The following is a 13797-nucleotide window of genomic DNA, read 5'->3' on the forward strand; positions in this document are numbered from 1 at the left end:
AGGACGCGTGGTGACCGCTGTCGGAACGGCCGGTCCGAAAGGGAGCCCTAGAGCCGCCGCAGCCGCTCGGCGGCCTCGCGCAGAACGTCCTCGCGTTTGCAGAAGGCCCAGCGGACCTGGGTGCGGCCCGCGGCCTTGTCGTCGTAGAAGACCTGGTTGGGGATGGCGACCACGCCGCAGCGCTCCGGGAGGGCGCGGCAGAAGGCGAGGCCGTCCTTCTCGCCGAGCGGGGTGATGTCGGTGGTGATGAAGTACGTGCCCTGCGGGCGGAAGACCTCGAAGCCGGCCGCCGTGAGGCCGTCGGCGAGGATGTCGCGCTTGGCGGCCAGGTCGGCGCGGAAGGCGTCGTAGTAGCTGTCGGGCAGGGCGAGGGCCTCGGCGATCGCGTACTGGAAGGGCCCCGAGGAGACATAGGTGAGGAACTGCTTCGCCGAGCGGACCGCCGTGATCAGCTCCGGGGGCGCGGTGACCCAGCCGACCTTCCATCCCGTGAACGAGAAGGTCTTGCCGGCCGACGAAATGGTGACCGTGCGCTCGCGCATGCCCGGGAGGCCCGCCAGCGGGGTGTGGGCGCCCTCGAAGACCAGGTGTTCGTACACCTCGTCCGTGACGACCAGCAGGTCGCGTTCGACCGCCAGCTCGGCGATCGCCGTGAGTTCGGCCGGGGTCAGGACGGTGCCCGTCGGGTTGTGCGGGGTGTTCAGGAGCAGCAGGCGGGTGCGCGGGGTGACGGCGGCGCGCAGTTCGTCCAGGTCGAGGGCGAAGGCCCCGGCGTGCGGGCGCAGGGTGACGGGGACGCGCACCGCGCCGGCCATGGCGATGCAGGCCGCGTACGAGTCGTAGTACGGCTCCAGGGCGATGACCTCGTCGCCCGGCTCCAGGAGGGCGAGGAGGGCGGCGGCGATGGCCTCCGTGGCGCCCGCGGTGACGAGGACCTCGGTGTCGGGGTCGTGGTCGAGCCCGTAGAAGCGCTTCTGGTGCGCGGCGATCGCGGTGCGCAGCTCCGGGACGCCCGGGCCCGGCGGGTACTGGTTGCCGAGTCCCGTGAGGACCGCGCGGGAGGCCGCCTCGGCGATCTGCGCCGGGCCGTCGGTGTCGGGGAAACCCTGGCCGAGGTTGATCGAACCGGTGCGCGTGGCCAGCGCCGACATCTCCGCGAAGATCGTCGTGCCGAAGGCCGCCAGGCGGCGGTTCAGGAAGGGGCGGTCGCTGCTCACGGGTGTGCTCATGGTCGTCATCCTGGGGGCAACCTCTGGACTTCCTCAAGTGTGCTTTGGGCCGCGCGGCCCGGGGGCATTTCCCCTTCACGCGGGACGCGGGGATCCCGCTCCCCCGGGAAGACCGGGGTGTGAGAGAGGTGGCGGACATGGGGTTCGTCTTCGTTGTGATCCTGCTCTTCGTCGCGGCGTACTTCCTTGCCAAGCTGGTCCGGTCGTCCGCGGGCGGGGGCCCGTCCCGACGCCGGGGCGGGCGCAGCCACAGCAGCTGGTGGAGCGGTGACGGTGGTTCCTCGGGCGGCGGCTGCGGATCGTCCTCCTCGTGCGGGGGGTCGTCCTCCTCGTGCGGCGGTGGCGGCGGCTGCGGCGGCGGTTCCAGCTGACGCGGGGGCGGTGCGAGGGCCTCGGCCCGGCATGCGCGAAACACCCGCGAAACACCCGCGCGGCGCCGCGCGGACGAGGGCGTCCGACGGCCCGACTGCCGTTCGGCGCCCTCCTGTTCGCCGATGCATGGCGACGCGCGGGACGCAACTTCTTGAACACGTGAACTGCGAAGCCCCCGGGGGGATGTAAACCCCGTCAAGTTGGGTAAAAACGCTGTGAGTGCCGTGCCTTTCATGATTCCCTCGGTTGAGTAGACCAGTCCTCGGACTTCCCGGGACTTCCTGTGGACCCGTGCCGGTGTTCCCCCCACCCGTGCTTGCTACCGCTGGCGGGCCCCGGCCCATCTCCCTCGCGCGTTTGCGGAGCCGACTCATGCTCACGACCCTCCAGACCTCATACACCGACACGCGTGCCGCCGATCTCGCCTGGGCCCTGGGTCGGGACCGGTTGCCCGCCCTGGCCGTACTGAACCTCGAACTTTCGGGTGCGAAGGTGGAGTTGCGCCTGCTCGGGGCGTCCCACCAGGTGCTCCTGGAGGAGGGGGAGGTGCTCTGCTCGGAGACCGTCGCCTGTATGCCCGGCAGCAGTACGCCGCTGCCGCTCGGCGTGGCGAAGCGGGTGGGCGACTGGGAGTACGAGTTCGCCGCGCGCGTCGAAACCCTCTCCCGCGGCTCCTTCGCCGGGCGGGCCCAGGAGTTGCTCGCCCTGGTGGCGGACCACCCGAACGGACTAGCGGGGACCTTTCCCGGAAGCCCGCACGCCTTCACCGCCATGCTCGCGCAGCGCTACGAGGGCCAGGTGCGCTGGCGGACCTGGCACGCGTACCCGCAGGAGGGCCAGCTGGTGGCCACCCGGACGCGGGTGGGCGTGCGGATCGGGGCGCCCGCGACGGCGGCCCTGGAATCGCCCGCGCTCACGTAGCGGGCGCGGGGGGCGCGATTATCCCGCCATGGTTACGCCAACTGGCCGGATCGGTACGCCAGTTACACCCATGTGGGTGACCGGATGCGGGTGGGCGGTGACGTACGGTTCGCTGCATGATCGACCGTTCCGTCCCGCGCCGGGTACTCCCGGCTCCGGATCCCCGGGGCGCCGCGACCGCCCCGGCGGCCCTGCCCGTACGGCCCCGGACCGGCCGACTCCTCGTCCTGGCCACCGTGTTCGTCTGCGCCGCCTGCGGGCTCGTGTACGAGCTGGAGCTGCTCGCCCTCGGTACCTACCTCATCGGCGACTCCGTCACCCAGGCGTCGGTCGTGCTGTCCGTCATGGTCTTCGCCATGGGCGTCGGCTCCCTGCTCGCCAAGCGCTTCCGCCACCGGCCGGCCTTCGGTTTCGGCGCCATCGAGGCCGGGCTGGCCCTCCTCGGCGGGCTGTCGGCCATAGCGCTGTACGCGAGCTTCGCCTGGCTGGGGGAGTCCCGCCCCGCGCTCGTCGCCTTCTCCTTCGCCATCGGGGTGCTCATCGGCGCGGAGATCCCACTGCTGATGGTCCTCATCCAGCGCATCCGCAGGCAGGACGCGGGCGGGGCCGTCGCCGACCTGTTCGCCGCCGACTACGTGGGCGCCCTCGTCGGCGGCCTCGCCTTCCCCTTCCTGCTGCTCCCGGTGCTCGGCCAGCTCACCGGTGCCATGGTCACCGGCACCGTCAACGTGATCGTCGGCGGCGGGCTGGTCCTGTGGCTGTTCCGCCGGGACCTGAGCCGGCGCTGCCGCTGGCTGCTGATCGGCGCGAACGTGACCGTACTGGTCGTGCTCGCCTCCGCGACCGTCCTCGCCGACGACTTCGAGCGGACCGCCCGGCGCGCCGTCTACGGCGGGGAGGTGCGGGTCGCCGTCCAGACCGAGGTGCAGGAGCTGGTGCTCACCGGGCCGCGGACCGGCTCGCCGCGCTCCCTCGACCTCTACCTGGACGGGCGGCTGCGGGTCAGCGGCTACGACGAGTACCGCTACCACGAGGCGCTGGTCCACCCCGCGATGACCGGCCCGCACACCCGCGTCCTGGTCCTCGGCGGCGGCGACGGACTGGCCGCGCGCGAGGTGCTCCGCTACCGCGACGTCTCCTCCGTCACCGTCGTCGAGATCGACCCCGGCGTGGTCCGCCTCGCCCGCACCGATCCGATGCTCTCCGCGCTCAACGCCCGGGTGTACGAGGACCCGCGGCTCGCCGTCGTCACACAGGACGCCTTCCGCTGGCTGCGGGGGCCCGCCGCCGACGACCGCTTCGACGTCATCCTCTCCGACCTCCCCGACCCGGGCATCACCCCCAGCACGAAGCTGTACTCGCAGGAGTTCTACGGGCTGGCCGCGCGGGCCCTGCGCCCCGGGGGCCGCATCGCCGTGCACGCCGGACCGCTGGCCACGCGCCCGCGTGCGTACTGGACCGTCGACTCCACCCTCCGCGCGGCCGGCCTGCGCACCGCCCCCTACAGCGCCGGCGGCCGCCTCACGGGCTTCGCCGCCGGACCCGACCGCACCCCCCACGGCGCGACCGACGCGCCGCCGCAGGACTGGGGCTTCGTCCTGGCCGCCAGGGACCAGGACCCGCCCCTGCGGGTGGACCGCGACACGCCCGCGCTGCGCTCGCTGTCGACCGGCTCGCTGCAGGACGCCGCACGGGACGCGGAACGCACCCGGGTACCCGGACTGCCGCCGTCGACGCTGCCGCACCCGCGGTATTCGTGACCCGGTGCGCTCCCGTCGGTAGGCTCGACCACATGGAGCATCAGGTGTTCGTCCCGGTACCGGCAGACGATCTCCGCGCCGTGCTGCGCGACCCCGCCCGGGTGGCCCGGTGCGTGCCCGGACTCCAGCGGGATGCCGGCACCGCCGCCGGGCCGGTCTCGGGCCGGCTGAAGGTACGGGTCGGCGGGAGCACCGTGACCTACCGGGGCGCCCTGGCCGTCACCGAGCGCGACCCCGGGCACTTCGCCTTCGAGGGCGAGGGCACGGAGGCCCGGGGCAGCGGGAGCGTGAAATTCGCCCTGGACCTGCGGCTGACCCCGTTCCCGGACGGGACCCGGCTGGACTTCACCGCCGAGGTCACCGCCGACGGGCGCGCAGCCGCCTTCCCGCCGGAGGCCGCGGCCACCGCCGTGCGCCGGCTGCTGGACCGGGCCGCCGGACAGCTGGTCCTCGGCTCCGCGCCCGACGCGGCGGGCGACCCGGTGGCCGAGGCCGAGGAAGCGGAGGGCGGAGCGGGTCCCGGGTTCGCCGAGGACGACAGCAGCGAGGTCACCGCCCCCCTCTTCGAGACCGACGTACCGCCCTCGTCCCTGGACCCCTTCCTCGCCGGCCGGTTCGAGGGCTCCGACGGGGCCCCGCGGCCCCCGGCCGAGGCCGCCCACGCCCGCCGCACCATGATCGGCCGCAGTGCGGAGGAGGTGGACCACGCGCCGCCGCGCGGCCGGTACGCCCCCGTCCCCGCGCCCGCCTCCGCGGGCGCCGGCGACAGCCTGCGCTGGATCGCACCGGCCGCCGCCTTCGCGCTCGCCTCGGCGGTCGTCATCGGCCGGGTACTGCGGCGCCGTCGCTGATCAGCGGGCCCGGACCGCATTAGGGTCGACCGCATGAGTACGCAACTGAGCGCCGGCGGCGCCGAGGTGACGGTCGACCAGCAGAACGGCTGCCGGATCAGCAGCCTGCGCATCGACGGAACGGAACTGCTGCGCCAGGGGCCGAGGTTCGGGGCCTTCCCGATGGTCCCCTGGTGCGGCCGGACGGCGAACGGGCAGTTCCGCGACGGCGCGACCGTCCATCAGATGCCGCTCAACCACCCGCCGCACGCTCTCCACGGCTTCGGTCGCGACGCGCCCTGGCGTCCGGCCGGGGCCACCGCCACCGAGGCCGCCTTCGCCTACGACCTCACCGACCCGTGGCCGTACCCCGGCCGGGTGACCCAGGTCGTCACGCTCGCCGAGGACTCGCTCACCCTCACCATGGGCGTCGAGACGTACGGGGACTCCTTCCCGGCCCAGGTCGGCTGGCACCCCTGGTTCCTGCGCAACCTGGAGGCCGGTGGCCCGGACGCGGAGGTCTCCTTCGAGCCCGCCTGGCAGGAGGAGCGCGGCGCGGACCACATCCCGACCGGCAACCGGATCGACCCGAAGCCCCGCCCCTGGGACGACTGCTTCGGCATGCCGCACGGGGTCGACGTCACCCTCACCTGGCCCGGCGCCCTCGAACTGAGGGTCACCAGCCGGGCCGAATGGGTGGTCATCTACGACGAGGAGCCCGAGGCCGTCTGCGTGGAGCCGCAGTCGGGTCCGCCGAACGGGCTGAACACCCTCCCGCGCCTGGTCACCCCGGTGGATCCGCTGGAGGTCTCCACCACCTGGACGTGGCGCCGCCTCGGCTAGGCCGTCTAGGCCCGCCACCCGGCCCCCTCTAAGCTCAGAGGCATGAGTGACGTACGCGATGCGCTTCTGCAGCAGATCAAGGACAAGGCCGTCGTGCACGGCAAGGTGACCCTCTCCTCCGGTCTCGAGGCCGACTACTACATCGACCTCCGCCGGATCACCCTCGACGGCGAGGCGGCTCCGCTGGTCGGCCAGGTCATGCTCGACCTCACGGCCGATCTCGACTTCGACTGCGTCGGCGGTCTGACCCTGGGCGCCGACCCGGTCGCGACCTCGATGCTGCACGCCTCCGCGGCGCGCGGTGAGCGCCTGGACGCCTTCGTCGTCCGCAAGGCGCAGAAGGCCCACGGCATGCAGCGCCGTATCGAGGGCACCGACGTGAAGGGCAAGCGCTGCCTGGTGGTCGAGGACACCTCGACCACCGGCGGGTCCCCGCTGACCGCCGTCGAGGCGGTCCGCGAGGCCGGCGGCGAGGTCGTCGCCGTCGCCACGATCGTCGACCGCGGTGCGGCCGACGCGATCGCCGCGGCCGGTCTGCCCTACCTCACCGGCTACCTCCTCGGGGACCTCGGCCTCTCGTAGGCCCGGCCCCGGCCCCGGAGCCGGCCCCGGCCCCGGAGCCGGATCGGCGAAGGCTCCGACCCGGCTCCGGATCCGGTCCCCGGCCGCCACTCCGGCCCCGGCCCGGTTCCGTTTTGCTCCCGGTCCGGCCCGGGGACCGCTCCGAGACGGCCCCCGGTCAGCTCCGGTCCGGCCTCCGTCCGGTTCCGTCCGGCCACTGCGAGAACTGGTGGCGATGGTCCTCGGCCGCGCCTCGGACCGGCCTGACCTGCCCTTTCCCGGGCGCCCGGGATGTTTCACGTGAAACATCCCGGGCCGTTCGCCCACCACGTGAGACCGGCAGTCTGGACCCCTGCGCTGAGTCTGGAAAGATAGGCGCGACGATGACGTCGCCCCCAGGTCAGGGCCCGCAAGAAGCACACTCCCCGCACAACCAAGGAGCCGGCAGATGCCCATCGCAACCCCCGAGGTCTACAACGAGATGCTCGACCGGGCGAAGGCAGGCAAGTTCGCCTACCCGGCCATCAACGTGACCTCCTCCCAGACCCTGCACGCTGCCCTGCGCGGCTTCGCGGAGGCCGAGAGCGACGGCATCATCCAGATCTCCACCGGTGGTGCGGAGTTCCTGGGTGGCCAGCACAACAAGGACATGGTCACCGGCGCCGTCGCCCTGGCCGAGTTCGCGCACATCGTGGCCGCCAAGTACGACATCACGGTCGCCCTGCACACGGACCACTGCCCGAAGGACAAGCTGGACGGCTACGTACGTCCGCTGCTCGACATCTCCGCGGAGCGCGTGGCCCGCGGTCTGAACCCGCTCTTCCAGTCGCACATGTGGGACGGCTCCGCCGAGACCCTGGCCGACAACCTGGCCATCGGCCAGGAGCTGCTCGCCAAGGCCGTCGCCGCCAAGATCATCCTTGAGGTCGAGATCACCCCGACCGGCGGCGAGGAGGACGGCGTCAGCCACGAGATCAACGACGAGCTGTACACCACCGTCGACGACGCGATCCGCACCGCCGAGGCCCTCGGCCTGGGCGAGAAGGGCCGCTACCTGCTGGCCGCCTCCTTCGGCAACGTGCACGGCGTCTACAAGCCGGGCAACGTGGTCCTGCGCCCCGAGCTCCTCAAGGACCTCCAGGCCGGTGTCGCGGAGAAGTACGGCAAGGCCTCTCCGTTCGACTTCGTCTTCCACGGCGGCTCGGGCTCCACGGCCGAGGAGATCGCCACCGCGCTGGAGAACGGCGTCGTGAAGATGAACCTCGACACCGACACCCAGTACGCCTTCACCCGCCCGGTCGTGGACCACATGTTCAGCAACTACGCCGGTGTGCTGAAGGTCGACGGCGAGGTCGGCACGAAGTCGAAGTACGACCCCCGCACCTGGGGCAAGGCTGCCGAGGCGGGCATGGCCGCGCGCGTCGCCGAGGCGTGCGCGAACCTGCGCTCCACCGGTACCAAGCTGAAGTAGCCGACCCCGGCGAGCCACTCCGCAGGGCCCGGCCCCCGTCCCACGACGGAGGCCGGGCCCTGCGGCGTTCCCCGGTCCCGGCGGGGGTGCCGGAGTCGGTGGACGGTGACCGCACGATGGTGTGAACTGCCCACGGCGGTACGTGTCGGGGGCACGTACGGACGATCGGTCGGGGGCGGGAGAGGGACAGGTGCAGATGAGGGCCGAACGCACGCAGACGAAGCAGGACCGCGCCGTGCGAACCCGCCGGGCGATCCTGGAAGCCGCGGCCGTCGTGTTCGAGGACCGGGGTTACGGCGCGGCCAAACTGACCGACATCGTCAGGCTCGCCAACGTCACCAAGGGTGCGCTCTACTTCCACTTCGAATCGAAGGAAGACCTGGCGCAGGCCGTGATCGAGGCCCAGTTCAGCATGCGCGCGCCGGTCGTCCCGCAGGAGTTCAGGGCGCAGGAGTTCATCGACGTCGGCATGGTCCTGTCGCACCGCCTCCGTCACGACGTGCTGATGCGCGGCTGCGCCCGGCTCGCCCTGGAACAGCAGGGCCGGGAACCGGACCGGACGGCGCCGTACCAGGGGTGGATCGACCTGCACACCGAGCTGATGGTGCAGGCGAAGGAAGACGGCGAACTGCTCCCGCACGTGGACCCGTCGGGGCTCTCGCGGCTGGTTGTCGGGGCCTTCGCCGGGCTCAACGTGATGGCGCAGACCATGGGGCTCGACCTGGACCGGGAGATCTCGGCGCTCTACACGAGCGTGCTGCCGAGCGTGGTGGTCCCGGCCGTGGCGGGCCGGCTCGACACCGCGCCGGGCCGCGGCGCGAGGGTGCTGCACGGCCCGAACGAGGCCTTCCGGTGCGACTGCTCCGCAACGCAGCCGGCCCTGACGTCGTGTCCGCCCGCGCCCCGCGAGCCGGTCGGGGCGACCGCCCCCGCGAACTGACCCGGGCCCTCCCCGAATGCGCCCGACGCGGCGGGGGTGTGGGGCCGCGGACCCGTGTGTGCGGCGCGGCGGCGACAGCAGGGGGACAGCGGGTTCTGCGGACCACCGCACCCGGCAGACTGGGGGCATGTCCATTCACCAGAACCTGCTCGGGGGCCCCGCCCCCACCCACCTGCCCGACGAGCCGGGCCGCGAGGCCATCGCCGCCGGCACCCCGGCCGTCGAGGTGGCGGCCGCGCACCCCACGTCGTCCCTCGCCTGGGCGATCCTCGCCGACGAGGCCTTCGCCGCCGGCAGCACGGTCGAGTCGTACGCCTACGCCCGGACGGGCTACCACCGGGGCCTCGACGCGCTGCGCCGCGCCGGTTGGAAGGGCCACGGTCCGGTGCCGTGGGAGCACGAGCCGAACCGCGGCTTCCTGCGCGCGCTGTACGCCCTGGCCCGCGCGGCCGAGGCGATCGGCGAGAAGGAGGAGTACGAGCGCTGCTCGACCTTCCTGCGCGATTCGTCCCCGACGGCCGCGGACACGCTGAGCGCCTGAGCCCGTACGGCGGGGAGTGACACGCGCCGAAATTGTGTGGTCTGTGTCACTCTCCGCTGGAGCGCGGGCGCGACGGGGTCCTATGATGCGGGCAGGGGACCGGGGCTCCACTCACCTCACGGAAGGGGCGGACCGCTACCCGGAAGCACGTGTCGAGGAGACAGCGATGTCGAAAACCCTTGATGCCTCCGGAGTCGGCGGGTCGGAAACCCCGAACCTCGACTTCGACGGCACGACCCCGTACGAGGACTACGTCCAGGCGGACGTCCTCACCCACCTCCAGCACCTCCGCTCGGACGACCCGGGCGAGATGGTCTTCCTGGTCACGACCCAGGTCATGGAGCTGTGGTTCACGGTCATCGTCCACGAGTGGGAAACCGCCGCGAAGGCCCTGCGCGAGGACCGCATCCCGGTCGCGATGGATGCGCTGAAACGTTCCCTCCGCGAACTGGAGGCCCTCAACGCCTCCTGGCGCCCGCTGGCCCAGCTCACCCCCGGACAGTTCAACGCCTACCGCGCCGCCCTCGGCGAAGGCTCCGGCTTCCAGTCGGCGATGTACCGCCGGATGGAGTTCCTGCTCGGCGAGAAGTCCGCCTCCATGCTGGTCCCGCACCGGGGCGCCCCGCGCGTCCACGCGGAGCTTGAGAAGGCCCTGCACGAGCCCAGCCTCTACGACGAGGTGCTGCGCCTGCTCGCCCGCCGCGGCCTGCCGGTCCCGGACGCCGTCCTGAACCGCGACCTGTCGCTGCGCTACGAGCCCTCGGCCGAGGTCGAGGCCGTCTGGACGGGCCTGTACGCCGCCCCGGACGAGACCGAGACCCGGGACCTGCACCGCCTCGGGGAGGTCCTCACGGACGTCGCCGAGCTCGTCTGGCGCTGGCGCAACGACCACCTGGTGGCCACCCGCCGCGCGATGGGCGCGAAGACGGGCACGGGCGGCTCGGCCGGCGTGACCTGGCTGGAGAAGCGCGCGACGAAGAACGTCTTCCCGGAGCTCTGGACGGCCCGCAGCTATGTCTGACAACTCCACGGACATGGCCGCGGACCTGCGCGGCCGCGCGGCCGAGCTGGACGCCGCCGACGGGCTCGCGAAGCTCCGCGAGCGCTTCACCCTCCCCGACGGGGTCGTCTACCTGGACGGCAACTCCCTGGGCGCCCTCCCGGCCGGTGTCGCGGACACCACCGCCGACGTCGTCGCCAGGCAGTGGGGCGAGCTCCTCATCCGGTCCTGGGACGAGAGCGGCTGGTGGACCGCGCCCGAGCGGATCGGCGACAAGCTCGCCCCGCTCGTCGGCGCGGCCCCCGGCCAGGTGGTCGTCGGCGACTCCACCAGCGTCAACCTCTTCAAGGCCCTGGTCGGCGCCGCCCGTCTCGCGGCCCCCGGCCGGACGAAGCTGCTGGTCGACGCCGCCACCTTCCCCACCGACGGCTACATCGCGCAGTCGGCGGCCCGGATGACGGGCCTGACCGTCGTCCCGGTGGACCCCTCGGACGCGGCGGAGGCCATGGACGAGGACACCGCCGTGGTCCTCCTCAACCACGTCGACTACCGCAGCGGACGGCTCCACGACCTGCCCGCCCTCACCACGGCGGCCCGCGCCGCCGGGGCCATCACGGTCTGGGACCTGTGCCACTCCGCGGGGGCGCTCCCCGTCGGCCTCGACGAGCACGGCGTCGACCTCGCGGTGGGCTGCACGTACAAGTACCTCAACGGCGGCCCCGGCGCGCCCGCGTACCTGTACATCGCCGCCCGCCACCAGGCCGGCTTCGACTCCCCGCTCCCGGGCTGGAACGGCCACGCGGATCCGTTCGCGATGACCCCGGCCTTCGAGGCGGCCCGGGGCGCGACCCGTGGCCGCGTCGGTACGCCGGACATCCTGTCCATGCTGGCCCTGGAGTCGGCGCTCGACGCCTGGGACGGTGTGTCCGTCGAAGACGTACGGGCCAAGTCCCTCGCGCTGACCGACTTCTTCCTCGAATGCGTGGCGGCGTACGTCCCGCAGGGCCGGGTCGAGTCGGTCACCCCGGCCGAGCACGGCCGTCGCGGGAGCCAGGTCTCGCTGCGGACCGAGAACGCCCGTGCGGTCATGGGGGAGCTCATCTCCCGCGGCGTCATCGGTGACTTCCGGGCACCCGACGTCCTGCGCTTCGGCTTCACCCCGCTCTACGTCGGTTTCGCCGACGCCGAGCGCGCCGCGCGGACACTGGGTCACATTTTCGGGTGACTCGGTAGCGAAACGTCACATCACCGGGCGGGCGGGGCTACGGCCCCGTCCGCCCGGTCATATTCCGGTCCCCGCACCGAAGTCCGTGTTCCAGACTGATACGGTCCCGCTCTGCCGGGACACCGGAACATCTGTCCCCGCTGTCCCACGCGTTTACCGAGAGGTTGAGCCGATGACGGACCCCGCCGCAGTGGAACGGGATGCCGCGGAGGCCGCCTCGGCCTTCGCCCACCCGGCCGTGGCGCCGGACGCGACCGCCGCGTACGGGGAACACCCCGACCACGTCGTCGACTTCTACGCCCCGCGCGGCGACGCCCAGGAGCCGGCCCCGCTCGTGGTGCTGCTGCACGGGGGCGCGTGGCGGGCCCCGTACGACCGGCAACACGTCACACCGTTCGCCGACTTCCTGGCCCGCCGGGGTTTCGCCGTGGCCAACGTCGAGTACCGGCGCGGCAGTTCGCTCCCGCACCAGGGTGCCGGGGGGCCGGTCGCCGGGCGCTGGCCGGAGACCTTCGACGACGTCGCGGCCGCGCTGGACGCCCTGCCGGAGCTGGTGGCCGACGCGCTCCCGCAGGCCGACGTCCGCCGCACGGTCGTGACCGGCCACTCGGCCGGCGGCCACCTCGCGCTGTGGGCCGCGGCCCGGCACGTGCTCCCGGCCGGCTCCCCGTGGCGGCTGTCCGCCCCGCCGATGCTGCGGGGCGTGGTGGCGCTGGCCCCGATCGCCGACTTCGCCGTGGCGGAGGAACTGGGCGTGTGCGGTGGCGCGAGCGCGCAGCTGCTGGGCGGGGCCGGCCACTGGGACGAGCGGCTGCCGTACGCCGATCCGGCCGCGCTGCTGCCGACGGGGATCGCCACGGCGGTGGTCCAGGGCCGGGACGACATCGTGGTCCCGCAGCAGGTGGCCGAGGCGTATGTGGCGGCGGCCGCGAAGGCGGGCGAAATGGTCGGGCTGACCCTGCTGGACGCGGTCGGGCACTTCCCGCTGATCGACCCGGCGGCGGACGCGTGCGCGGTGGTCGCCGAGGAGATCTCGCAGCTGGCCTGGTAGGCGGCAGCCGGCCGGCCCAGGTCGTCTCTTTCGGATCTTGCCGGGCCCGCGACGGGCTCGGCCGGCAAGATCCGAAAGAGACGACCTAGCGGTCCGGTTTGCCCGGGGCCAGTTGTTCCACCAGTTCGGCCAGGTCCTCGCAGACCTGCTCGATCTTCAGGCGGACATTGTTCTGCTCGGTGACCAGGGCCGACAGCAGCAGTCCGGTCAGGGCCGCCGCGCCGTTGAGGCCCTGGAGGTTGATCATGATCTCGAGAAGGGTGTGGTGGGCGAACGGCCCGGCGTGGGCGGTGGCCGCGGCGATCGTCAGGACCGACACCAGCAGGGTGACCGGAGCGCTCCCGGCGAGCTGGAAGCGCACGGCCGCCCAGATGATCAGCGGGAAGACGAGGAAGAGCAGGGAGAGGGGGCTCCGGGTGGCCACGAGCGTGACGGCGACCGAGGCGACGACCAGGGCCGCCGCCTCGACCGCACGGTAGCCCTCCCGGGGCCGCCGGACCGTCACCAGCCTGCGCAGGACCAGCAGCAGCGGGGTCACCACGAGCACGCCCATCGCGTCCCCGGCCCACCAGGCCGACCAGACCGCCCAGAACTGCGACTTCGGCAGGTCCCCGGTGAGCACCAGCGTGCAGGTCCCGATCGTCGCGCTGATCAGCATGGGCAGCAGGCCGCCCAGGAAGACCAGGGCCAGGGCGTCCCGCAGCCGGTCCATCTCGGTACGGAAACCGACCCGGCGGAGCATCAGGTACGCGCATACGGGGGCGAGGACGTTGCCCGCGACGATGATCAGGCCGGGCGGGTCGAAATCGGTGATCTGCTCGATGGTGAGGTACGTACCGAGCGCGATCCCCGGCCACGCCCGCAGGCCCAGCCAGAGCAGGGAGTTCACCGCGATGCCCGTCGGCAGCCACAGCGGCGTGACCTCGGCGCCGTTGACGACCACACGCTGGTGCAGGCCGATCAGTCCGCCCAGGTAGTAGGCGACGGCGACGGCGAGGATCGGCAGCAGAGCTGCGGGCAGACGTCGCCATCCCTCGGTACGCACCACAACAG

13 protein-coding genes are annotated in these 13797 nt (G+C 72.8%); 11 read left to right on the top strand and 2 right to left on the bottom strand.

Annotated elements, in window-relative coordinates; all coding sequences use genetic code 11:
- Positions 1-47 precede the first annotated feature (47 nt).
- On the bottom strand, positions 48-1238 hold the full coding sequence (locus ACXNSR_RS20960) for a pyridoxal phosphate-dependent aminotransferase (protein ID WP_458637071.1): 1191 nt from the start codon (positions 1236-1238) through the stop codon (positions 48-50).
- A gap of 735 nt (positions 1239-1973) precedes the next feature.
- On the opposite strand from ACXNSR_RS20960, the gene ACXNSR_RS20965 reads away from it, so the two are divergent.
- The 11 genes from ACXNSR_RS20965 (at position 1974) to ACXNSR_RS21015 (ending at position 12744) form a co-directional block, all read left to right on the top strand.
- A complete protein-coding gene (locus tag ACXNSR_RS20965; RefSeq protein ID WP_458637072.1) occupies positions 1974-2522 on the top strand; it encodes a DUF2617 family protein in 549 nt (182 codons plus the stop codon).
- Between the two features lie 116 nt (positions 2523-2638).
- Positions 2639-4282: a polyamine aminopropyltransferase gene (locus ACXNSR_RS20970; RefSeq protein WP_458637073.1), complete on the top strand. Its 1644-nt coding sequence runs from the start codon at positions 2639-2641 to the stop codon at positions 4280-4282.
- A 32-nt stretch (positions 4283-4314) separates the two neighbouring features.
- On the top strand, positions 4315-5133 hold the full coding sequence (locus tag ACXNSR_RS20975; protein WP_458637074.1) for a CoxG family protein: 819 nt from the start codon (positions 4315-4317) through the stop codon (positions 5131-5133).
- A 33-nt stretch (positions 5134-5166) separates the two neighbouring features.
- On the top strand, positions 5167-5955 hold the full coding sequence (locus tag ACXNSR_RS20980; protein ID WP_458637075.1) for an aldose epimerase family protein: 789 nt from the start codon (positions 5167-5169) through the stop codon (positions 5953-5955).
- A 42-nt stretch (positions 5956-5997) separates the two neighbouring features.
- Entirely contained in the window at positions 5998-6537 is a 540-nt protein-coding gene (gene pyrE, locus ACXNSR_RS20985; RefSeq protein ID WP_458637076.1) for an orotate phosphoribosyltransferase, read from the top strand.
- A 427-nt stretch (positions 6538-6964) separates the two neighbouring features.
- Positions 6965-7987 carry a class II fructose-bisphosphate aldolase gene (gene fbaA, locus ACXNSR_RS20990; protein ID WP_030012792.1) on the top strand — a complete coding sequence of 341 codons (1023 nt, stop codon included), beginning with the start codon at positions 6965-6967 and terminating at the stop codon, positions 7985-7987.
- Between the two features lie 196 nt (positions 7988-8183).
- A complete protein-coding gene (locus ACXNSR_RS20995; RefSeq protein ID WP_458637077.1) occupies positions 8184-8927 on the top strand; it encodes a ScbR family autoregulator-binding transcription factor in 744 nt (247 codons plus the stop codon).
- 127 nt (positions 8928-9054) lie between these two features.
- A complete protein-coding gene (locus ACXNSR_RS21000; protein ID WP_458637078.1) occupies positions 9055-9468 on the top strand; it encodes a DUF3151 domain-containing protein in 414 nt (137 codons plus the stop codon).
- Positions 9469-9634: 166 nt separating this feature from the next.
- Complete coding sequence (locus ACXNSR_RS21005) at positions 9635-10489, top strand: tryptophan 2,3-dioxygenase family protein (protein ID WP_458637079.1); 855 nt, start codon at positions 9635-9637, stop codon at positions 10487-10489.
- Positions 10482-11693 carry a kynureninase gene (gene kynU / locus ACXNSR_RS21010; protein ID WP_458637080.1) on the top strand — a complete coding sequence of 404 codons (1212 nt, stop codon included), beginning with the start codon at positions 10482-10484 and terminating at the stop codon, positions 11691-11693. Before ACXNSR_RS21005 ends, kynU begins: the two co-directional genes overlap by 8 nt.
- 172 nt (positions 11694-11865) lie before the next feature.
- Complete coding sequence (locus tag ACXNSR_RS21015; RefSeq protein ID WP_458637081.1) at positions 11866-12744, top strand: alpha/beta hydrolase; 879 nt, start codon at positions 11866-11868, stop codon at positions 12742-12744.
- Positions 12745-12829: 85 nt separating this feature from the next.
- Here the strand turns inward: ACXNSR_RS21015 and ACXNSR_RS21020 are convergent, their stop codons facing one another.
- Positions 12830-13792 carry an MASE1 domain-containing protein gene (locus tag ACXNSR_RS21020; protein ID WP_458637082.1) on the bottom strand — a complete coding sequence of 321 codons (963 nt, stop codon included), beginning with the start codon at positions 13790-13792 and terminating at the stop codon, positions 12830-12832.
- Positions 13793-13797 lie beyond the last annotated feature (5 nt).

It is taken from the genome of Streptomyces sp. NC-S4 (assembly GCF_054353315.1).

Bases quoted from the DNA above. Each gene is read 5' to 3' on its own strand.
- ACXNSR_RS20960 (WP_458637071.1), bottom strand. From the start codon at position 1,238: ATGACGACCATGAGCACACCCGTGAGCAGCGACCGCCCCTTCCTGAAC.
- ACXNSR_RS20965 (WP_458637072.1), top strand. From the start codon at position 1,974: ATGCTCACGACCCTCCAGACCTCATACACCGACACGCGTGCCGCCGAT.
- ACXNSR_RS20970 (WP_458637073.1), top strand. From the start codon at position 2,639: ATGATCGACCGTTCCGTCCCGCGCCGGGTACTCCCGGCTCCGGATCCC.
- ACXNSR_RS20975 (WP_458637074.1), top strand. From the start codon at position 4,315: ATGGAGCATCAGGTGTTCGTCCCGGTACCGGCAGACGATCTCCGCGCC.
- ACXNSR_RS20980 (WP_458637075.1), top strand. From the start codon at position 5,167: ATGAGTACGCAACTGAGCGCCGGCGGCGCCGAGGTGACGGTCGACCAG.
- pyrE (WP_458637076.1), top strand. From the start codon at position 5,998: ATGAGTGACGTACGCGATGCGCTTCTGCAGCAGATCAAGGACAAGGCC.
- fbaA (WP_030012792.1), top strand. From the start codon at position 6,965: ATGCCCATCGCAACCCCCGAGGTCTACAACGAGATGCTCGACCGGGCG.
- ACXNSR_RS20995 (WP_458637077.1), top strand. From the start codon at position 8,184: ATGAGGGCCGAACGCACGCAGACGAAGCAGGACCGCGCCGTGCGAACC.
- ACXNSR_RS21000 (WP_458637078.1), top strand. From the start codon at position 9,055: ATGTCCATTCACCAGAACCTGCTCGGGGGCCCCGCCCCCACCCACCTG.
- ACXNSR_RS21005 (WP_458637079.1), top strand. From the start codon at position 9,635: ATGTCGAAAACCCTTGATGCCTCCGGAGTCGGCGGGTCGGAAACCCCG.
- kynU (WP_458637080.1), top strand. From the start codon at position 10,482: ATGTCTGACAACTCCACGGACATGGCCGCGGACCTGCGCGGCCGCGCG.
- ACXNSR_RS21015 (WP_458637081.1), top strand. From the start codon at position 11,866: ATGACGGACCCCGCCGCAGTGGAACGGGATGCCGCGGAGGCCGCCTCG.